Source organism: Flavobacterium sp., from assembly GCF_043778725.1.
In the GTDB taxonomy this organism is placed as follows: domain Bacteria; phylum Bacteroidota; class Bacteroidia; order Flavobacteriales; family Flavobacteriaceae; genus Flavobacterium.
Map to the genome: position 1 here is coordinate 1 of NZ_JAYWFT010000119.1, position 21,891 is coordinate 21,891.

22 protein-coding genes are annotated in these 21,891 nt (G+C 31.2%); 18 read left to right on the top strand and 4 right to left on the bottom strand.

From position 1 onward, the window contains the following. Nucleotides 1-182: 182 nt before the first annotated feature. The 5 genes from thrS (at nt 183) to ACH2CG_RS11310 (ending at nt 4,458) form a co-directional block, all read left to right on the top strand. Nucleotides 183-2,129, top strand: a complete 1,947-nt coding sequence (gene thrS / locus ACH2CG_RS11290; protein ID WP_395065226.1) for a threonine--tRNA ligase — start codon at nt 183-185, stop codon at nt 2,127-2,129. A gap of 22 nt (nt 2,130-2,151) precedes the next feature. Further along, a complete protein-coding gene (gene infC, locus ACH2CG_RS11295; RefSeq protein WP_081932019.1) occupies nt 2,152-2,700 on the top strand; it encodes a translation initiation factor IF-3 in 549 nt (182 codons plus the stop codon). Nucleotides 2,701-2,818: 118 nt separating this feature from the next. Further along, nucleotides 2,819-3,016 carry a 50S ribosomal protein L35 gene (gene rpmI, locus ACH2CG_RS11300; RefSeq protein WP_022827375.1) on the top strand — a complete coding sequence of 66 codons (198 nt, stop codon included), beginning with the start codon at nt 2,819-2,821 and terminating at the stop codon, nt 3,014-3,016. Between the two features lie 181 nt (nt 3,017-3,197). Next, the gene (gene rplT / locus ACH2CG_RS11305) at nt 3,198-3,542 is read left to right on the top strand and encodes a 50S ribosomal protein L20 (protein WP_395065228.1); all 345 of its coding nucleotides are present in this window, start codon (nt 3,198-3,200) and stop codon (nt 3,540-3,542) included. A gap of 145 nt (nt 3,543-3,687) precedes the next feature. Continuing rightward, a complete protein-coding gene (locus ACH2CG_RS11310; RefSeq protein WP_395065230.1) occupies nt 3,688-4,458 on the top strand; it encodes a glycine-rich domain-containing protein in 771 nt (256 codons plus the stop codon). Nucleotides 4,459-4,461: 3 nt separating this feature from the next. On the opposite strand, the gene ACH2CG_RS11315 is transcribed toward ACH2CG_RS11310, so the two are convergent. Both ACH2CG_RS11315 and ACH2CG_RS11320 read right to left on the bottom strand, forming a co-directional pair. Next, entirely contained in the window at nt 4,462-5,304 is an 843-nt protein-coding gene (locus ACH2CG_RS11315; protein ID WP_395065232.1) for an isoaspartyl peptidase/L-asparaginase, read from the bottom strand. Between the two features lie 62 nt (nt 5,305-5,366). Next, the gene (locus tag ACH2CG_RS11320; protein ID WP_395065235.1) at nt 5,367-6,239 is read right to left on the bottom strand and encodes a cyanophycinase; all 873 of its coding nucleotides are present in this window, start codon (nt 6,237-6,239) and stop codon (nt 5,367-5,369) included. A 260-nt stretch (nt 6,240-6,499) separates the two neighbouring features. Between ACH2CG_RS11320 and cphA the strand changes: the two genes are divergently transcribed. The 11 genes from cphA to ACH2CG_RS11375 all read left to right on the top strand — a co-directional run bounded on the left by cphA (nt 6,500) and on the right by ACH2CG_RS11375 (nt 19,283). Continuing rightward, a complete protein-coding gene (cphA, locus tag ACH2CG_RS11325) occupies nt 6,500-9,124 on the top strand; it encodes a cyanophycin synthetase (RefSeq protein ID WP_395065237.1) in 2,625 nt (874 codons plus the stop codon). 175 nt (nt 9,125-9,299) lie between these two features. After that, complete coding sequence (locus ACH2CG_RS11330) at nt 9,300-9,725, top strand: hypothetical protein (protein WP_395065239.1); 426 nt, start codon at nt 9,300-9,302, stop codon at nt 9,723-9,725. A gap of 667 nt (nt 9,726-10,392) precedes the next feature. Then, nucleotides 10,393-10,992: a hypothetical protein gene (locus ACH2CG_RS11335; protein ID WP_395065241.1), complete on the top strand. Its 600-nt coding sequence runs from the start codon at nt 10,393-10,395 to the stop codon at nt 10,990-10,992. Then, nucleotides 10,992-11,453, top strand: a complete 462-nt coding sequence (locus ACH2CG_RS11340) for a DUF1569 domain-containing protein (RefSeq protein ID WP_395065243.1) — start codon at nt 10,992-10,994, stop codon at nt 11,451-11,453. Before ACH2CG_RS11335 ends, ACH2CG_RS11340 begins: the two co-directional genes overlap by 1 nt. A 32-nt stretch (nt 11,454-11,485) precedes the next feature. Beyond that, nucleotides 11,486-12,838, top strand: coding sequence for a DUF2268 domain-containing putative Zn-dependent protease (locus ACH2CG_RS11345; RefSeq protein WP_395065245.1), 1,353 nt, complete (start codon nt 11,486-11,488; stop codon nt 12,836-12,838). Between the two features lie 111 nt (nt 12,839-12,949). Next, nucleotides 12,950-14,812: a U32 family peptidase gene (locus ACH2CG_RS11350; RefSeq protein WP_395065247.1), complete on the top strand. Its 1,863-nt coding sequence runs from the start codon at nt 12,950-12,952 to the stop codon at nt 14,810-14,812. A 69-nt stretch (nt 14,813-14,881) separates the two neighbouring features. After that, on the top strand, nt 14,882-15,136 hold the full coding sequence (locus ACH2CG_RS11355; protein WP_395065249.1) for a type II toxin-antitoxin system Phd/YefM family antitoxin: 255 nt from the start codon (nt 14,882-14,884) through the stop codon (nt 15,134-15,136). Next, nucleotides 15,133-15,387 (top strand): Txe/YoeB family addiction module toxin, encoded by a 255-nt coding sequence (locus ACH2CG_RS11360; protein ID WP_395065251.1) that lies wholly within the window; start codon nt 15,133-15,135, stop codon nt 15,385-15,387. The genes ACH2CG_RS11355 and ACH2CG_RS11360 overlap by 4 nt, the downstream gene beginning before the upstream one ends. Nucleotides 15,388-15,395: 8 nt before the next feature. Further along, the gene (locus ACH2CG_RS11365) at nt 15,396-17,531 is read left to right on the top strand and encodes a DPP IV N-terminal domain-containing protein (protein WP_395065253.1); all 2,136 of its coding nucleotides are present in this window, start codon (nt 15,396-15,398) and stop codon (nt 17,529-17,531) included. A 77-nt stretch (nt 17,532-17,608) separates the two neighbouring features. Further along, nucleotides 17,609-18,172 carry a LemA family protein gene (locus ACH2CG_RS11370; protein ID WP_395065255.1) on the top strand — a complete coding sequence of 188 codons (564 nt, stop codon included), beginning with the start codon at nt 17,609-17,611 and terminating at the stop codon, nt 18,170-18,172. Next, a complete protein-coding gene (locus tag ACH2CG_RS11375; RefSeq protein ID WP_395065257.1) occupies nt 18,162-19,283 on the top strand; it encodes a DUF3137 domain-containing protein in 1,122 nt (373 codons plus the stop codon). The genes ACH2CG_RS11370 and ACH2CG_RS11375 overlap by 11 nt, the downstream gene beginning before the upstream one ends. Before the next feature lie 33 nt (nt 19,284-19,316). On the opposite strand, the gene ACH2CG_RS11380 is transcribed toward ACH2CG_RS11375, so the two are convergent. Next, nucleotides 19,317-19,718, bottom strand: coding sequence for an excinuclease ABC subunit B (locus tag ACH2CG_RS11380; RefSeq protein WP_395065259.1), 402 nt, complete (start codon nt 19,716-19,718; stop codon nt 19,317-19,319). Nucleotides 19,719-19,775: 57 nt separating this feature from the next. On the opposite strand from ACH2CG_RS11380, the gene ACH2CG_RS11385 reads away from it, so the two are divergent. Together ACH2CG_RS11385 and ACH2CG_RS11390 are read left to right on the top strand one after the other, a co-directional pair. Next, entirely contained in the window at nt 19,776-20,609 is an 834-nt protein-coding gene (locus ACH2CG_RS11385) for an alpha/beta hydrolase (RefSeq protein WP_395065278.1), read from the top strand. A gap of 57 nt (nt 20,610-20,666) precedes the next feature. Then, nucleotides 20,667-21,107: a DUF1456 family protein gene (locus tag ACH2CG_RS11390; RefSeq protein ID WP_395065261.1), complete on the top strand. Its 441-nt coding sequence runs from the start codon at nt 20,667-20,669 to the stop codon at nt 21,105-21,107. Nucleotides 21,108-21,159: 52 nt separating this feature from the next. Here ACH2CG_RS11390 and ACH2CG_RS11395 read toward each other — a convergent pair whose 3' ends face one another. Then, nucleotides 21,160-21,891 carry a head GIN domain-containing protein gene (locus tag ACH2CG_RS11395; protein ID WP_395065263.1) on the bottom strand — a complete coding sequence of 244 codons (732 nt, stop codon included), beginning with the start codon at nt 21,889-21,891 and terminating at the stop codon, nt 21,160-21,162.

Consider the following 21,891-nt stretch of genomic DNA (forward strand, 5'->3'; position numbering starts at 1 on the left):
TTGTAGTGAAAATAAAAATATCTTTTTATTTAAAAACTGCTCTTATTGTAGCGAAAGTGGGAAAATGGACAAATTAAAAGGACCAGAACATTCGATGCTTAAAAAAATACTAACTATTATACCTATATATATTGTGTGGGTTTTGTTAATCTTATATATTTGCAGTCCATAAAATTTAAGGAATGATAAAGATTACTCTACCTGACGGTTCGGTTAAGGAGTTCGCGAATGGTTCGACTCCGATGGATGTTGCAAAAAGCATCAGTGAAGGATTAGCAAGAAACGTGATTTCTGCTGCTTTTAATGGTACAACTATAGAAACTTCGACAGAATTGACGACCGATGGTTCACTCATATTGTATACGTGGAATGATAAAGAAGGAAAAAAAGCTTTTTGGCATTCTACTTCTCACGTTATGGCTCAGGTTTTAGAGGAAAAATACAATGGTATTAAATTGACTCTTGGACCTGCGATTGACAATGGATTCTATTATGATGTGGATTTTGGTGATAATAAAATAACGGACGCTGACTTTAAAGCTATTGAAGAAAGAGTTTTAGAGGTTTCTAGAGAAAAACATGAGTTTAAAATGCGTCCAGTTTCTAAGGCAGAAGCCTTGGAAACATACAAACACAATGAATATAAGACTGAATTAATATCAAACTTGGAAGACGGAACGATTACTTTTTGTGATCATGCTAACTTTTTTGATTTGTGTCGTGGTGGTCATATTCCGAATACTGGAATGATAAAAGCCATGAAAATAATGAGTGTTGCCGGAGCATATTGGCGCGGTAATGAGAAAAACAAGCAGTTGACTCGTGTTTACGGAGTTTCATTTCCAAAACAAAAAGATCTTACAGAGTACTTAGAATTACTTGAAGAAGCTAAACGCAGAGATCATAGAAAACTAGGTAAAGAACTTGAATTGTTTGCTTTCTCTCAAAAAGTTGGTCAAGGTTTACCATTATGGTTACCAAAAGGTGCTGCTTTGAGAGATAGACTGGAACAATTCTTGAAAAAAGCACAGAAGAAAGCAGGATACGAGCAAGTTGTTACACCCCATATTGGACAGAAAGAACTCTATGTAACCTCTGGACATTATGCTAAATATGGAGCTGATAGTTTTCAACCAATTACGACTCCTGCAGAAGGCGAAGAGTTTTTGTTGAAACCTATGAACTGTCCTCATCATTGTGAAATTTACAACACTAAACCTTGGTCATACAAAGATTTACCAAAGCGTTATGCTGAATTTGGAACTGTATATAGATATGAACAAAGTGGCGAATTGCATGGATTGACTCGTGTAAGAGGATTTACTCAAGATGATGCTCATATTTTTTGCACACCCGATCAATTAGATCAAGAATTCAAAAATGTTATTGATTTAGTATTATATGTATTTGGCTCATTAGGATTCGATAATTTTACAGCTCAAATATCGCTTCGAGATCAAGAAAACAGAGATAAATATATAGGTAGTGATGAAAACTGGGAAAAAGCAGAAAATGCAATTATCAACGCTGCTGCTGACAAAGGGTTAAACACAGTTGTTGCTTATGGCGAAGCTGCATTTTATGGTCCAAAATTGGATTTCATGGTAAAAGATGCTTTGGGAAGACAATGGCAATTAGGAACGATTCAAGTTGATTATAATTTACCCGAACGATTTGAATTGACTTATAAAGGCTCTGACAATGAACTTCATACTCCAGTAATGATTCATAGAGCTCCATTTGGATCAATGGAACGTTTTATAGCAATTTTAATTGAGCATACAGCAGGAAATTTCCCTCTTTGGCTTATGCCAGAACAAGCGTTAATCTTGTGTTTAAGTGATAAATATGAAAATTATGCTAAAAAAGTTTTAAATCTGCTAGAAAATCACGACATTCGCGCCCAAATTGACAACAGAAATGAGTCGATTGGAAGAAAAATTAGAGATGCAGAAATGCAAAAAACTCCATTTATGTTAATAATAGGTGAAGAAGAAGAGATAAACAATACCATTTCTATTCGACGTCATGGGCAAGAAGGAAAAGGAAATGTTACAGTTACAATTGAAGAATTTGCCTCAATTGTAAATGAAGAGATAAGCAAAACATTAAAAGTATTTACAGTTTAATTAAAATAATAAAGCCATAGCAATTAGAAACAACAGAGGTTATCAACCTCGAGTAGAAAAAAAAGATGAACACCGAATAAATAATTTTATTCGTGTGCCTGAAGTACGTCTTGTTGGAGACAATGTAGAACCAGGTATTTTTAAAACAGCAGATGCTATGCGTCTTGCAGACCAATTTGAATTAGATTTGGTAGAGATTTCGCCTAATGCTGAACCACCAGTATGTAAAATTATGGACTATAAAAAGTTCGTTTACATGCAGAAAAAGCGAGATAAAGAATTAAAAGCTAAATCAACACAAATCGTAGTAAAAGAAATTCGTTTTGGTCCGCAAACAGATGAGCACGATTATGAATTTAAAAGAAAAAATGCTGAAAAATTCCTTAAAGAAGGATCTAAATTGAAAGCATTTGTGTTCTTTAAAGGACGTTCAATAATCTATAAGGAGCAAGGTCAAATATTATTATTACGTTTGGCTCAAGATCTTGAAGATCATGGAAAAGTTGAAGCTTTACCAGTTCTTGAAGGTAAAAGAATGATAATGTACATTGCGCCTAAGAAGAAAAAATAAGACTGTTAAAAGTTGGAAGTTGGAAAGTCATAAGATCCTTGAGGTCTTTAAGACTCTCGACATTTGACTCTAGACTCAAAATAGTAAGTAAGTTAAATTTAAATAAATTAGGAAAATTATGCCTAAAATGAAAACAAAATCTAGTGCCAAGAAACGATTTAAAGTTACTGGTTCTGGAAAAATTAAGAGAAAGCACGCTTTCAAAAGTCACATTTTGACCAAGAAATCTAAAAAGCGTAAATTAGCTTTAACTCATTCTGCTTTGGTTCACAAAACAGATATGAAAAGCATTAAACAACAATTAAGAATTATCTAAAAATTGTAAAATTGTAAATCGTATAATGTAAAAATGTCACTGACAGCTATACAATATACAAAACTACAAATACAGTCTTAAAGATTTCTTTCGGTTAAAACAATTTTAAATAACCTTGGAGTACGGCCATAAGTTCCCTTGATTTAATTCGGGACGCCTGCTACAAAAAAACAAGAAAATTATGCCAAGATCAGTAAATTCAGTTGCTAAAAGAGCAAGAAGAAAAAAGATAATGAAGCAAGCCAAAGGTTTCTTTGGTCGTCGTAAAAACGTTTGGACTGTTGCTAAAAACGCAGTTGAAAAAGCGATGGTTTATGCTTATCGCGATAGAAAACAAAACAAGAGAAACTTTCGTGCTCTATGGATTATGCGTATTAACGCTGGTGCAAGATTAGAAGGATTAAGTTACTCTCAATTCATGGGTAAAGTGAAAGCTAACGGTATCGAATTGAACCGTAAAGTTCTTGCAGATTTAGCGATGAATCACCCAGAAGCTTTTAAAGCTGTCGTGAATAAAGTAAAATAAAAAACGTTTGTACAACCAGTTTAACTTACTTACATAAAGAAAATCCCAATTGAAAGATTGGGATTTTTTTTATATAACAAAATAATTACGTTTACTTAATTTTCAATTAACAATTCTATAATAAACTTTGTGATAATTAAATTATATGACAAAAAACGAAAAACAATTATGGGATAAAATTTCTCAATTTAATTTTAACGATGAAGGAAACGATTTCAAATTTTCAGATCGTTTAGCAAGAGAAAACAATTGGTCTCTCAATTATGCGAAAAAAGTGATAGAAGAATATAAAAAGTTTCTGTTTTTATGTTGTGTCACAACTACAGGAATAATACCTTCAGACCAAGTAGATCAAGCTTGGCATCTACATTTAACTTACACAAAATCATATTGGATAGATTTATGCAAAAACACTTTAGAGAAAGAAATTCATCATAATCCAACCAAAGGAGGAATCTCTGAAGCCATTAAATTTGATTTCTTTTATTCGAAAACTAATGAAGATTACAAAATAATTTTCAATGCAGAACCACCAGTAACGATTTGGCCAAATAATGAAAATCGATTCAGTGACATTCATTTTAAACGAATCAATACATCTCAAAATTGGATTATCAAAAAACCAACCGGGAAACAAAAAAGCGTTTTTTATACAGTAATTGTTTCACTTACTTCTTCCTTCTTTATACAAGCAACTAGTCAAAATACAAACTCAATTCCTACAATAATACTTATAATAGCCGTTGCCTTAATTTTATATTTAGCTAGAAATGGTAAAAACAACAAAAATGGAGGCTCGGGTTGTTCTTCTGGATGTTCAACAGATTCTGGACAAAGTGGATGCTCAGGACATAGCGGTTGCTCTGGAGATGGTGGATGTTCTAGTGGTTGTGGTGGTTGTGGCGGTGGAGATTAAATATTAGCCAAAAACTTCTTCTTTATCTCCATCAAAACTCGCAAAAACCATACTAGGATGCGAATCTTGGTGAAACATATTTCCGTTTTTATCAATGGCAATAGCTCCGGCAAAACCATCATAAGGCTTTAATTCGGAAAATGTTTTTTCAAAAGCTATATTTAAAGAATATCCGTCGGTTACGCGAGTTACAATTTTGGCAGCAGTTGCATTACTTACAATATCTTCGCCTACTCCAGTCAAACTCACTCCACAAAATTCATTCACATAATTTCCAGCAACAGTTGCACTATCAGATATTCTTCCAGGAATTTCAAATCCTTTTCCTCCTGTAGAAGTCGCCGCAGCAAGATTTCCTTCTTTATCTAATGCCACACAGCCTACAGTTCCTGTTCCGGTTGCAGCTAGTTTTGCTTCATATTCGGCTTTGCGTTGTGGAATTTCTGTAGAAAATTTTTCAAATCCGTGTTGTCTTGCAAAATTAGTTGCACCACTTCCTCCCAAAACTCTATCGTCAACTTTCATCAAAACTTGAGCAACTTGAATCGGATTTTTGACTTCTTCAATATTAATAACACCGCTAAATTTCGATGTTTTTCCATCCATTAAAGAAGCACTCATTCTAATTTTTCCATCACTTTGAATCTGAGAACCAATTCCTGCATTAAACAACGCATCGTCTTCTAATAAAGAAACTGCAAAAACGACCGTTTCAACTGCCGAATGAGTTTGCAAATAAGCATACGACTCTTTTACAATTCGCAACAAAGCTTCTTGCTTAGCAACTTTAGTTTCATGATTAGTAGAAGATTCTGAAAAAAAACCGCCATGAATTATTATTTTCATCTTTGATATTAGATTTTAAATATTAGATATCAGATATCAGATATCTAATGTTTTATATGAAATTAAACGTATTGTGAAGATTTAATAGTCATTTTAAAAGTATCTAAATCAAAAGTGTCATTTTTACTCATTACGTGCGTAACCAAATGATTTATTGATATAGGCTGACCTAATTCTACTTGTGTTAGATTGGTGTCTTTTACTTCGCGACCGTCAACTAAAATAACTAATCCTGAACCAATTGCTTCCATTTGACGACCATTTAAAATCAACAAACCAGTATCTTCTCCAAGACCAATTCCAAGTACTTTTGGATTTCCAACCACGGCTTGAAATAATCGCCCAATTCGTCCGCGTTGTACAAAGTGGGTGTCAATAATTACACCATCAATAAGCCCTAATCCTGATGTGATTTTCACCTCACCTTTCAACAAAGCTTCACTACTACTTCCTTGATATATCATATTATTAGAAGCAGCAGCAGCACCAGCAGAAGTTCCTGCATAAATAAAATCTTCGTTTTGATATTTATCTAATAAAATATCGTGAAATGGCGTTCCTCCTAGTATAGAAGTCAATCTTAGTTGATCTCCACCGGTAAACATAACTACATCTGCAGCTTTCAATCGGGCTAAAATAACTGGATCCATTGCTTCTTCACGACGCACAATATCCAAAACATCAACATTATTCGCTCCCAAATAACTTAATGCTTTAACATATTCTGGTCCTATTTCTTTTGGAATTTTTGACGCAGTTGTGATTACCTCAATTCTAGAAAGTTCCTTATTTTTAGATTCCTTAATTACTCTTTTCAAAATACCCTCTTCAAAGAAATTCAAATTCTTCGGAGCATTTCTATCTAAATCTGTTTCGGTAAAACTACCCTTATCGACAGCACCACCAATTATTATTAATTTTCCTCGTATGTTCATTTTGTAAAAATAAATAAAAAGATATAACTTGCAATTAATGACCTCTTTTTTTTCAAATAATTTATAACCAATAAAAGTTGATAATTTTAGTCGAAATAAATTTTGCCAACCAATTAAAAAAATCTATTTTAGTTGAATTATATCTAAATTTTTTAACAAAAACACTATACTATTCTAACTATTTTATAGAATCTTATTAAAATTTATTTATTAAAACATTAATTATCAACTTATTATTATAATTCAAACCTTCTGTTTTTATGAAAATCGATAAAATTCAAGCATTACGTGGACCAAATATTTGGAGTGTACAAAGAAAAAAACTAATCCAAATGCGATTGGATTTGGAAGAAATGGAAGAACGACCTACAAATAAAATTGAAGGTTTTCGTGAACGAATTGAAGCTATGTTTCCTACAATGATAGAACATCGTTGCTCTGAAGGTTGCCGTGGTGGATTCTTTTCGAGAGTAGAAAGAGGCACTTGGATGGGACACGTCATTGAACACATTGCTTTAGAAATTCAAACCCTTGCCGGAATGGAAACTGGTTATGGAAGAACTCGAGAAACAAAAACTCCAGGTGTTTACAACGTAGTTTTTAGTTACACCGAAGAAAATGTAGGAATGTTCGCTGCAGAAAGTGCTGTTGCCATTGCCGAATCATTAATTGCAGGAACTGATTATGATGTAGAAGGTGATATTCAAAAAATGCGTGAAATTCGTGAACGTGTACGTCTAGGTCCATCAACTGGAAGTATTGTTGAAGAAGCCGTTGCAAGAGATATTCCCTGGATTCGTCTAGGAACAAATTCACTTGTACAACTAGGTTATGGCATCAATCAAATGCGTTTTCAGGCAACTATTACTTGTAAAACGAGTAGCATTGCTGTAGATATTGCTTGCAATAAAGAGCAAACTAAAAAAATGTTAGATGCAGCATCCATTCCTGTTGCAAATGGCGGAATTTGTGTTGACGAAGAAGATTTAGAAGGTATTATCAATAAAATTGGTTATCCTATAGTACTAAAACCATTGGATGGAAATCATGGAAAAGGCGCCTCTATTAATGTGAAAAATTATAAAGATGCAGTAGATGGTTTAGCTTACGCAAAAAAATACAGTCATAGAGTTATTGTAGAAAAGTTTATTACTGGTTACGATTTTAGAGTTTTAATTATCGATAATAAATTGGTTGCTGCTGCCAAAAGAGAACCTGCTCACGTAAAAGGAAATGGATCTAACACCATTCAACAATTAATTGATGAAACAAATCTTGATCCAAAACGTGGTTATGGTCACGAAAATGTACTAACTCAAATTGATGTTGATAGAGATACAACCGATTTATTAGAAAAATTAGGCTACACTTTAGAAACAATTCCTAGAAAAGATGAAGTAGTTTATTTAAAATCGACAGCCAATTTAAGTACTGGCGGAACTTCTGTTGATGTTACAGACATGATGCATCCTGAAAACATTTTCCTTTGCGAACGTATCTCAAGAGTAATCGGATTGGATATTTGTGGTGTTGATATTATGGCAGAAAACCTAACACAACCATTAAAAGAAAATGGCGGTTGTATTCTAGAAGTCAATGCTGCACCAGGATTTCGTATGCACTTAGCACCAAGTGAAGGTTTACCAAGAAACGTAGCTGCACCAGTTATTGACATGCTTTATCCTCCAGGAAAACCAAGTAGAATTCCGATTATTGCAGTTACTGGAACAAACGGAAAAACTACTACAACTAGACTTATCGCTCATATTGTTAAAAATAATGGCTATAAAGTTGGTTTCACAACATCTGACGGAATTTATGTTCAAAATCACATGATGGAAAAAGGTGATACTACTGGACCAATTTCTGCCGAATATATTTTAAAAGATCCTACAGTTGAATTTGCAGTTTTAGAAACGGCTCGTGGCGGAATTCTTCGTGCTGGACTGGGCTTTAGCAGATGTGATATCGGAATTATAACCAACATTCAAGAAGACCATTTAGGATTATCAGACATTCATACTCTTGACGATTTAGCTCGTGTAAAAGCAACCGTTGTTAGAAGCATTAAAAAAGATGGTTGGGCAATTTTAAATGCCGAAGACGATCAATGTTTGAAAATCGCAAACGAATTGAGCTGCAATATTGCCTATTTCTCTATGGATGAGAACAATCCAAAAGTAGTTCAATTTGCCAAAGAAGGAAAAATTGTAGCAGTTTACGAAAACGGATTCATCACAATTAAAAAAGGCGAGTGGAAAATTAGAGTTGAACGCGCTACACATGTACCATTAACCATGGGCGGAAAAGCTAGGTTTATGATTGCCAATGTTCTGGCTGCAACTTTAGCAGCCTATTTACAAGGATTTAAAACCGAAGATATTAGTTTGTCGCTTCAAACATTTATTCCAAGTGCAGCTCAAACTCCAGGAAGAATGAATATCTTTGAATTTAAACGTTTTAAAGTATTAATTGATTTTGCACACAATCCCTCTGGATATAAAGGTGTCGAAGAATATTTAAGCAGTGTTGAGGCTACCAAAAAAATAGGAATTATTGCCGGAGTTGGTGATCGTCGTGATGAAGACATTAAAGAATGTGCGACAATTGCTGCACGAATGTTTGACCATATTATTATCCGTCAAGAAAAATACTTAAGAGGTAGAACCGAAGAAGAAATTATCGGACTTATCATGGAAGGTATCGCTGCTTCTGGACGAACGGTTACTCACGAAATTATTAGTAAAGAAGTAGAAGCCATTAAACACGCCATTGATAATGCCGAAGATGGAACATTTATTACAGCTTTAAGCGATGTTGTTACTAATGCAATTAATATTGTACAAGAATATTTGGACAAAGAAAACGAAGAAGGAAATATTTAAAAAATAAATATCAATTTATGAAATCCCAAATTCCAATATGGTTTTTGGGATTTTTTTTATCATACAACTATAAAATCATAACTTACATTATAGAATTAATTAATATCAGTTAAGATGTTATTTATTTTTAGTAAATTGCAGTAGCAAACATTTAATAACTAAACAATTAAACGTCATGACAATTAACAAACTTGTTCATTTACACTTTATTTCGTTGTATGTAGTTGTTGTAATTTTATTTTTAATTGTTATCTACAAACAATTAAAAAACAAAAAAGGGCCAAAGGAACTTTCCATAGAAAAATATCATGCTACCATGACTAGTGAAATGGAAGAAGTTACCGATAAAATAAAAACTATGTTCAATATTTGGCCATTTGTAAGTGAATTAAAAAGAGTCAAAATATTACCCAATAAAATCAATGAAAGTAAACTAGTACACAAAGGCTTTAGGGATGTTAATGACGAATTTGAACACATTTTACTTACCACAGAAAAAGAAAATAATTACCTTGTAATTGTTGTTGACAGAACAAAAAAGAAAGCAAAAGGCTACTTCAAGCTTAATTTAGATACTGAATACGATTTGACAGCGACATAGTTTATGAGCGTTAATCAACACAAATAAGGTTCTTGGTTTCTATTTAAAAAAGCTTCATGTTTTTATCTTGATGTCAACTGCAGTACTTCTTTTGTTAGAATTTTAATATTAATTTGCTTAAATAACAAAGAGAAAAATCAAAATATTTCTAGTTCATTTTCTTATATTTCAAGATTAGCAAACGATATTCAATAGTAATTTCTTAGCAAATACAGAGAACGAAATATACCGGTTTCTTAGGATAAAAAGTAAGTGCCTTGATAAATAATTGGAGACAAAAAACTACAATTTAATCTACTTATCTGATGAATTTATTTGCTACTTCAGCATTACTTATACTATTTCCGTTACTTTTTCAACTAATTTATAGAAGTAAAGCACTATACAAAACTACTTTCATAGCCTTTGAATATTGCACATTAATTAGTTGTTTCAGCCAATTTATTGCTATCTATAGAGGTTTGAAAATGGAACCAATGATACCAGAAATCAAAAAATAAATTGTGGTATGCCTACAGCTGCACTTTTTGATTTTGGATTTTTTATGCTACTTTTACTTTTAGTTACAATAGTTATACAAATCCTACTTCGTAAAAGAAGAAATAAAAATAAATCATAACTACAATAAAAATCATTTTATTTGTAATAATTCGAAACCAATAATACTATGAATTTTTTCAAAAAAATATTCTCTTCTAATAAGGAAGAAAATAACCATAACAAAAGTAGTCAAGAACAAACTGGCATCAAAGAGATTTTTACTGATGAATATTTTGCAAAACGCTACAACGAAATAAATATTGATAACGAAAAAAATATAGTTGAGGGTTGTTTTAAAATGATTGAAAGTTATTATTTGGATAATAAAATAGAGCGCAACGATCAAAATACTATAAATCATCCAGCCAATTTAGACCAAATTGTAGAAAACGGAATGGGTTTTCACTTGTATTGCAAGTCGTTTAATCAAGAAGACAGTCAAATAATTTTTATGTTGGCGTATGCTTTTGCTGAATTTTTAATTAAAAACAACAACTTCAAGTTTTATAAAGACAGTGAACCAGAATTTCCAATGCGATCAATGACTTTAAAACTCGACATTAATGGAGCCGTTTTATCGTTATACCCATTTGAATATGCATTAAAAGTGCTAAATAACGAGTCGAAATTTGAGTCTTTACATGACAAAATAAAGGATCAAACTCAAAACATGCCCAATATGAAAGACGATTTTATGAATAATTTAAAGGAAAAAATCAATAACTAATGAAACAACTTCACCAATTAATTTACCAATTAGAATCTAAAATTGAATTGCATGACAAAATAAATCCGTCGGTATCCACTTCAACTATTGGTTGGCAAATTGAACACAGCTTTATAACTATATATAAAGTTGTAAATGTTGTGAAAAATTCAAATCCAAAAGAGTATAAATGGAAATTTAATAAAAATAAAATACTTATTTCTATACTTGGTTTTTTTCCACGAGGCAAAGCCAATGCTCCAAAAATTGTTCTACCAGATGAAATCATAACCAAGGAATCTATAAAAAGTAGTTTAGAAAAAGTAAAAACTACACTAGTCGAATGGGATTCATTAGATAAAAATGCTCATTTTCAACATCCATTTTTCGGAAATTTGAATAAAAAATCAACAATGTGGTTTCTAAATATGCATACTAAACATCATTTAAAAATTGTAAATGATATTTGTAACAAAAATTAATTTCTAGTGTCTATTATAGTAAATCATCAATTATGAAAAAAATCACACTTTTTATTATTTTATTTCTTAATACTTTAACGGTATTTAGTCAATCGCAAAAAATTGTAATGGACGATGTTGATCATTTTTGGATTGCATTTGATAGTGTCAAAATTCAACCTAACAAAGACAAAAAAATAGATGTCATGAAGCGTCTTTACTTTGATAAAGGTTCTGAAGGTTTAAAAGCATTTGTAGAGGAACGTCATGCATCTCCTGAAATTTTAGTGAATTTAATTTTAGAATTACCGAAATATTGGGAGTCACTTCGTCCAAGAATGAAGCTTTTAAAAGAGAAAAAAGAACAACTTGAAATTAAAATTCTTACGTTTAAAAAAATATATCCTGATCTAAAAGATTCAAAAATTTATTTTCTAATTGGAAGAATTAATTCGGGTGGAACTACTCAAAAAGACAAAGTTTTAATTGGTAGCGAGATTGCACTTGGAGATAAATCTGTTATTACATCTGATTTTGATGGTAATTGGCTACGAGAAATTTTTGACGCATCCGATGACAATAGATTAGTGAGTTTAAATATTCATGAATATGTACACACACAACAAAAATTAGAAAACGAAAACAAGACTAATTTACTTGGAAATGCAATTCTTGAAGGTGCGTGCGATTTTATTTCAGAATTAGTTTGCGGCAATTATTCAACTAATTATATTCCGTTTTATCAAAAAAACGAATTAGAAATTTGGTCTGTTTTTTACAATGAAATGAACGGAAAAGCAAAATCAAATTGGATTGGAACAGGTGGAAATCCATTATTACCTTGTTCCGATTTGGGTTATGCAATAGGATACAAAATTTGTAAAAATTACTATAATAATTCAAAAAACAAACAACTTGCAATCAAAGAAATAATCGAATTAGATTATGAAAATGAAATTGCTGTTGCAAACTTTTTTGAAAAATCAGGATATGAAAAGCATTTAAAATCAATTGGTTTTAAGCCAAATACAAAAAAAACAATTGAAGGATTTATTCAAAATAAAGAAACTATAACTTTCATTTTTGATTTGTCAAAAAAAATTGTTGGAAACGGAAATAACCAAACTAAAATTTTCACAAAAGAAGATCTTGAAAATATAAAAACAATAAATGTAGCTGGGGATTTCAACAAATGGGATTTCAAAAATCCAGAATTCAAACTTACCAAAACGGCAAATAATTCTTATCAAATTACAGTTCAAAAAAGCAAAATTGGAGTAAAAGATTACAAAGGTTATTTCAAATTTGTAATTGATGAACAATATTGGATTGAACCTCAATTTAAAACTACCAATAAAGGTTCAGCAGATAGTAACTCAACAAATTTATATTTAACAATAAATTAAATTTTAATCCAAGAATAGTTCAAAGCAATTGTTTCATAAAAATTTAATTTAGCATTAGATTTCTCAGATAAATATAAGACCTTTGCACACTTTTATTTAAGGACTTATTATATGAAGAAAAAAATAGAAATATTAGCTCCTGCTAAAGATTTAATTCATGGAATGGCAGCAATAAATAGCGGTGCCGATGCCGTTTATATTGGCGCGCCACAATTTGGAGCTCGTTCCAACGCTACCAATTCTATTGAAGATGTGGCAGAATTAGTAAAATATGCCCATTTATTTAACGCCCAAGTTTTTGTAGTTATCAATACTATATTGTATGATAACGAATTAGAAACGTGTCGAAAAATGATTTTCGAATTGTATGCTATTGGTGTTGATGCACTTATCGTTCAAGACATGGCAATTATGGAAATGGATTTACCTCCAATAGTTCTTCATGCAAGTACGCAAGCCAATAATCGTGACGCACATAAAATAAAATTCTTGAAAGATGCCGGAATGAAACGTGTTGTCTTGGCGCGCGAATTGAATTTACATCAAATAAAAGAAATCAGCGAAGCAAGTGATGTTGAATTAGAATTCTTTGTAACTGGTGCCTTATGCGTTTCCTTCAGCGGAAATTGCTACATGAGTGTTGCCAATGGTGAACGTTCAGCCAATCGTGGTTCGTGCGCACAAAATTGTCGTTTGCCCTACAATTTAATTGATGGTCACGGCGATACTTTAATAAAAAACAGTCACTTACTTTCTATAAAAGATTTTGATGTTTCTGATCAAATTCCGAATCTAATTGAAGCCGGAGTTATTTCATTTAAAATTGAAGGTCGTTTGAAAGACATTGTTTATGTAAAAAATAATGTTTCCTACTTACGTCAAAAATTAGATGCTTTTCTAGAACAAAATGGCGATAAATACGCTAAAGCTTCCTCAGGAAAATGCACGTTTACCTTTGATTCTTCGCTAGATAAAAGTTTCAATCGTGGTTATACCGATTATTTTGTAAACGAAAGACATCAATCAATAGGTTCGTGGGAAAGTCCAAAATCTAAAGGTCAATACATTGGAAAACTAATTAAAACAGTTGGAAAATCGTATGAAATTGAAAATGGAAATTTATTAAATAATGGCGATGGACTTTGCTTTATAAACGAAAATAACGAAGCCGACGGAATTTATGTAAATCGTGCCGAAAACGGATTTGTTTTTCCAAATGTTCTTAAAGAAATTAAAGACGGAACTTTCATTTACCGAAATAATGATGCTGCTTTTATCAAAATTGTAGAACGTGAAGATAGTGCGGTTAGAAAAATTAGTACTTCATTATTGTTATTTGAAAACGAAAATGGTTTCGAATTAACTGCTACTGATGAAGACGGAAATGTGAGTTCAGTAACCTTAGTTCATACAAAAGAAACTACAAAAAATAACGAATCTATAGAAGAAAACTTTAAAATAAACTTAGCAAAAACTGGTTTTACACCTTATGTTGCCGATGAAATAAGTGTTGTTTTCTCTCAAAATTGGTTTCTTCCTATTTCAAAAATTAATGAAATGCGAAGAACAGTTTTCGAACAATTGTCAGAAATTAGATTAGTAAATTATCATAGAGAAGAACATCAATTGGTAAAAACATCACATCCTTATCCAGAAACTAAATTGGATTTCATGTACAATGTAGCCAATAAATTAGCAAGAAAATTCTATGAACGTCATGGCGTAACCGAAATTGAAAAAGCATTTGAATTACAATGGGATCCAGGAAAATCACGCGTAATGACAACTAAATATTGCATTAAATACGAATTAGAAAAGTGTCCGAAATATCATAAAGATACGATGGAAACCAAACTAAAAGAACCATTAGTATTAAAACAAGGCGAATTAGAATACAAACTAAAATTCAACTGCAAACCATGCGAAATGGAAATTTGGGAAAAAGACGCCGAATTTGAAATCGAAGAAGATTAAAATATATAAATAACTTAAATAAGTACTTATTTAAGTTATTTTTTTTTTACTTTTGATAAAAATAAAACTATGAAAGTTATAAATTATACTGATTTACGTTTAAATCTAAAAAAATGGATGGACAGTGTGACAGACGATAGTGAAGAAATTATAGTAAAGCGAAAAGACAATAAAGACTTAGTTTTAATTTCACTAGACGAATACAACTCTTTAAATGAAACCAACTATTTATTGTCGGGAAAAAACAGAGAAATCTTATTGAATTCTGTTAAAGATGTTAGAGAAAATAAAGGTTTAATTCAAAATGATTTAATTGAATTATGATTCTTTCTTGGCAAAATCAAGCATGGGAAGATTATCTTTTTTGGCAAAAAAAGGACAAATCAAAACTTAAAAGAATCAATGAATTAATAAAATCTTGTCTACGAACTCCTTTAGAAGGAATTGGAAATCCTGAAAGTTTAAAACACGATCTACAAGGTTTTTGGTCTAGAAGAATTGATTCAGAACACAGGTTAGTTTACACTTTTCAAAATAATAACATTATCATCGTATCTTGCAGATACCATTATTAAATAAAATTATGAATAAAAAAATCATACTGTTCTTCAGTTTATTTCTTGCGATTTCAACTCAAGCACAATTAAAGAAAATCACGCTAGAAGACGGAGTTCTTCAACAAGGAAGAAAATTTGGAGCCGATAAACTAACTGGTTTTCAGTGGATTCCAAACACAAACAAATACGTTTATTATACTGATGCTTGGAGCAAAATGATGTCGGCAACTACAACCGATGCAAAAACTGCTGAACTAGTAACTTTATCCAATGTAAATGCTGCTTTAGGAACTAAACTTAAAAATTTCATAGGCACACAGTGGATTGATGCAACTACAATCTTAGTATCAGATAATGGCAAATATTTCACTTATTCGTTAACTTCCAAATCTGGAAAAAACATTCAAATCGCTTCTGAAAATGCAGACAATCAAACTTTTGATTCAAAAAAAGAAAACTTGGCTTTTACAGAAGAGAACAATTTGTACTTCTTTAATAAAAATAAGGACAAAGTTGCTGTAACTTCCAATTCTGATAAAAATATTGTTTCAGGACAAACAATTTCTAGAAGTGAATTTGGAATTTCTAATGGAATTTTTTGGTCACCAAAATCAACTTACTTGGCTTTTTACCAAAAAGATGAAACCGAAGTTGCCGATTATCCATTATTAGATATTACTGAAACTCCAGGTAAATTGGTGAATCTAAAATATCCAATGATTGGCCAAAAATCTGAAAAGCCAAGTGTTGGAATTTATAATTTAGCTTCAGGAAAAACAATTTTTATTGCACCAAAAAGTGGTAATGTAAATGATTATTTAACCAATCTTTCTTGGTCATCAGATGAGAAATATATTTTGATTGCCGAATTAAATCGCGGTCAAAACGATATGAGTTTAAATGTTTATGATGCAAACACTGGTGTTTTTGTTAGAACAATTTTGAACGAAAAAAACTCTAATTGGGTAGAACCAGAGCACGATGCTTATTTTCCAAATGCCAATTCTAATAATTTTATTTGGTTTAGCGAAAAAGACGGTTTCCAAAACCTATACTACTACTCTATCGAAGGAAAATTGATTAAGCAATTAACAAACAATAAATTTCCAGCAAGAGAAATTATTGGATCAAATCCAGCAGGAACCGAAATTTATTTCAAAGCAACTGGCGAAATCGGGACCAATATGTTGGTTTACAAAGTTGATTTAAAAGGAAAACAAACCTTGATTACTAAAGATTTGGGCGTTCACAATGTTATAGTTTCTACAGATGGAAATTGGTTTTTTGATGAATATTCTAATCATTCCACACCATCAAAATCATTATTGTACAATAAGAATTTGAAAGCAACGACTTTGTTAGAAAGCAAAAACAAATATGAAGGTTATGAAATGGGAACCGCAGAAATCAAAACAATAAAATCTGCCGATGGAACAACCGATTTATTTACAAGATTAATTAAACCAAGTAATTTTGATGCAACAAAAAAATATCCAGTTTTGGTTTATGTTTATGGTGGTCCGCATGCACAATTGGTAACAAATTCGTTTTTGGACGGCGCCAATTTATGGATGTATTGGATGGCAGAACAAGGTTATTTGGTATTTACAGTTGACAATCGCGGTTCAGATAATAGAGGATTTGCTTTTGAAAGTGTCATTCACGGAAGGTTGGGTGTTAACGAAATGGACGATCAATTAAAAGGCGTAGAATACTTAAAATCATTACCTTATGTTGACGGAAATCGTTTGGCAGTTCACGGATGGAGTTTTGGTGGATTCATGACAACATCGTTAATGCTAAGAAAACCAGATACTTTTAAAGTTGGTGTTGCTGGCGGACCAGTTACCGATTGGAAATGGTATGAAATTATGTATGGCGAGCGTTATATGGATACGCCAGATGAAAATCAGAAAGGTTTTGACGAAGCAAGCACTTTAAATTATGTAAACAACCTTAAAGGAAAACTACTTTTAATTCATGGTACAAGTGACGATACAGTGGTAATGCAACACAATTTAGCGTTAGTGAAAAAATTTATTGAAGCAGGAAAACAAGTAGATTTCTTTCCTTATCCAATGGCAAAACACAATGTTCAAGGAAAAGACAGAGTACATTTGATGACCAAAGTTTTGAATTATGTAATTGATAATAATAAGTAAAACCTAATTATACAAGTGAAAGCCAGTCATAATGATTGGCTTTTTTTATGTATTTTCGCAATAATTAAAAAAAAGCTATGATCACTATACCATTATTATTACTAATTTTTATTGTTTATACGTTTTTCAAATCTTATAATTCAATTATCAAACAACGAAATCAAGTTGAAAATGCACTTGCAAGTACCGATGTTTTATTGAAAAAGAGATATGATTTAATTCCGAATTTAGTAAGTTCTGTTAAACAATACATGCAATTTGAAGAAAGTACATTAAGTAAAATTGTGTCTTTAAGATCTTCCTTAATGGATAAATCTGGAACGGAAGAAGCTAGAATGAAACAAGATACCGAATTGACTTCATTACTAGGAAAAGTTATGGTTTCTATAGAAAATTATCCCGATCTAAAATCGAATTCCAACATGCTTCATTTGCAACAATCGTTAATGGAAATTGAAGAACAAATTTCGGCAGCAAGACGAAGTTACAACGCTAGCGTGATGCAATACAACAATACAATTGAAACAGTACCTTCTAATATTGTTGCAAATTTTATGAGCGCAAAAAGAAAAACTTCGTTCGAAATTAGTTCTTCAGAAAGAGAAACTGTATCTGTAAAAGAGTTGTTCAATGGAAACTAATTATATATTTGACGAAAAAAAGTTTGATGCACTTTTAAACGAATTAGAGAGTAAAAGACAAGAAGGTGCAACAATAATCAATAGAAATTCTAAAGAAAACAGAAAGGATAATTTTACTATGTTCTTTGGTTTTATTGGCGCTTCAGTTGTTGGTTTTATTGCTTTTTTTGTGATAATGGTGATTGCATTGTTGGGTTGTTTATTTTTAACAATGGTTTTTGACACACCAATATTTATGTTTTTGGTGTTCATTATTGCAGGAATTCTTTTAGTTTCTGGATTTTTGATTCCGATTCTATTGTTTCGAAAAAAATTCATGAGAGTGAAAACAAAGCAAGATGAAAACCAAGTAATATCTAAAGAATATTATTTCACCATTAAAGAAAAAATTATAAGTGAAATCATAAAATCATTCAATTCGTCATTTGAATACAATCCTAAGAAAGCCATTTCTAGATTTGACTTTGAACAAATGCAAGTCTATGATAGTACTTTTCTTTTCTCAAATGGCTATTCTGGCGAAGATTATATTTCGGGAATGGTTGGAAATACACAGGTAGAATTTTGTGAATTTACAACAGGAAGAGTTTCTGGATTGTTTATGGTTGCTAATTTTAATAAGAATTTTAAAGAAACAACGAAAGTATTAACCAAAGTTTGGAAAAAAACGTCATTAGATATTGGCGGAATTCTTGATGGAACTAATTTCACAGAAACTACTGGAAACTATGATCAATATCAAAAAAACAGAAATTTCTATAGAACTCAAAAACTTGAGGATGTTATTCTAGAAAATACAATGTTTAATAGTCTTTTTGATGTTTACAGTTCCAATCAAATTGAGGCAAGATACATATTATCTACAGCTTTGATTGAGCGAATTTTAAATTTCAAAAAAAGGTATAACTACGATATGAATTTTGTTTTTATAGATTCTAAAATGTATTTTACCATCAATTGGGGTGCAAATATGATGGAACCTTATGATATTTCTGTGAGTTTGAAAGATGTAAAACTTGATTTGATTAAAGAAACCCATCAAGAACTTAAACATTGTATAGAAATTATCGATGCGCTAAATATCAATAATGAACTTTGGTATTCTAGATAAATAATCTCAAAAACTAAAGCTTACCTATTTAAATTAATTCAATTGCTCCTGAAAAACTTCCAATAAATAATCGGGAGAAATCATTTTTGTTGGTGATTGTTCCATTGCTTTAAGAACACGTTTTATTGCAAAAGGGTTTAATCCCATATTAATTCCTATTTCATGAATTGCAATATTCTCTTTTTCATGTAAAACGCCGTCACAATGCATCAACAAAGCCAATCTATAAAATTGTTGAATACGTTCAAACTCATTTTTAATAATTTCAGTTCTTAGTTCCTGATGAAAAAGCTGATCAAACGTAGCTTTATCAATTCCCAATTGTACAGCAATCATTGATAAAAAAAGATATTCTTTATCGTGAAGTTTTCCGTCTATTTGAGCAAAAGAAATCATATCAGAAAGCAGACTCAATTTTTGTATTTTTGTAGGCATAGGTTGATTTTATTTTCAGCTAAATTAGTATTTATTTATAAAACATTAAAATTTATCATTTTGAAAAATATAATTTTCGTTTTTTCACTCTTTTTTTATACGTTTATATTTGCACAAACCACCTCAGGAAATGCAGAAATAACAAAGCAAAGCACGGCAAGCAAACAAGTTTCTACTTTTATAATAGAAGCTCCACAATTGAAAACTTCAAAGAAAATTTGGGTATATCTTCCAAAGAATTATGGCGCTTCAACTAAGAAATTTCCTGTAATTTATATGCACGATGCCCAAAATTTATTTGATACAAAAACTTCATTTGTAGGCGAATGGAATATTGATGAAACTTTAGATAGTATAAATGCTCAAGTAATTATAATAGGAATTGAACATGGAAATGAAAAAAGAATGGAAGAATTAACACCATTTAAAAATGAAAAATACGGAGGTGGAAATGCCGATAATTATCTTGATTTTATTGTAAAAACTTTAAAACCTTACGTTGATAAAAATTATAAAACTAAAACAAATGCTAGCAACACAGCACTTTTTGGAAGTTCGCTTGGTGGTTTGGTTTCATTTTATGGTGCTCTAAAATACCCTGAGGTTTTTGGAAAAATTGGATGTTTTTCACCCTCTTTTTGGTTCAATAGAAAAGAAATTTTTGAGTTAATGAAAAAAACTAAAACCTTTAAAACAAAAATTTATTTTTTATGCGGCAACAACGAAGGCGATGATGATATGATTCGCGATTTAAACGCAATGGAATATCAAGTCAACACCAAACGATGCAGTTGCAAAATGTTAAATAAAAAAATCATCGTTGATGGCGGTCAACACAACGAAAAATTATGGCGTGAAGGATTTAAAAAGGCGTATCTTTGGCTTTTTTAATTGTTAATAGTTTGCTTTTAAAAACAAATTGTAAACCACTAATTATAAATTTATAAAATGACAAATAACGATATCTTCAAAAAACTACGAGTAGCATTAATGCTTCGTGATGACCAAATAGTTGAAATTCTACAATTGGTAGATTTTAGAATGACAAAATCAGAACTAGGTGCATTTTTTCGTGATGAAAAACATGAAAATTATATGGAATGTGGTGATCAAGTACTCCGTAATTTCCTAAATGGATTGGTAATTCATTTACGTGGAACGAAAGAAAGTCCAAAAAATCCGATGGATGTAATTGCTATTCATAAACAAGAAGCAAAACCAAAAGAATTTACAAAATCTGAAGGAAGTCCAAAAAAAGATTTCAAACCTAAAACCGATTTCAAGAAAAAACCAGATTCAAAACCAAATTTTAAAGATAAAAAACCTACCAAAAAAATTGAAATTGTAGAGAAAGTTCAATACAAAAATGGTAAAAACAGTAAATCATAAAAAAAATCCCAACTCACATTGGGATTTTAATACAACTAAACAATAAATAATTCTAATGGCTAGAAACGCTTCCGCCAGAAGTTTCTTCTTTTACAATGGTTTTTGGAGTTCCAACATAATCTACTGATGCGCCACTTGATGCTTTTGCATTTAGGCTAACAATTGGGTGAACATCTATTGAACTTCCGCTTGTTGATTGAGCAATTACCTCATTAACCAACAAATCTTTCGCATCAATTTCGCTTCCGCTAGAAGATGCTGTGGTATATTTTAGCGCTTTTCCTTGTATTTTTATAGTACTTCCGCTTGTTGATTCACTTGATATTTCGTCAAATTCGGAATTTATAGTAATCTCACTTCCGCTGCTAGATTTTACATTTAAAGATAGTCCTTTCAATACATTTTTAGAGCTAATGTTAGAAGCGCTTGTAGTTTCTAATCCTTCAATTGTTGGCATTTTTACTCTTACAATTTGAGATTCTGAACTATAAATATTATCGTCAGAGGTTACAATTAAAGTTCCGTTTTCAACTTTTGTAGTAATGTGACTTAATAAATTTTGATCTGCCTCTACTTCTACAGCAACTTCATTTCCTTGCTCTACAAGTACTTCCAATCCGCGACTTACCGATATTTTAGTGAATTTTTCGGTTATAGTTCTTTTTTCAGTTTGAACATTTCCGTCTCCTTTTATTCCATTAAAAACTTGATTGCAAGAGGTGAACAATAATGCAACAATAGCTGCAATTAAAAATTTTGTACAAAAAACTATAAATTTTATCAT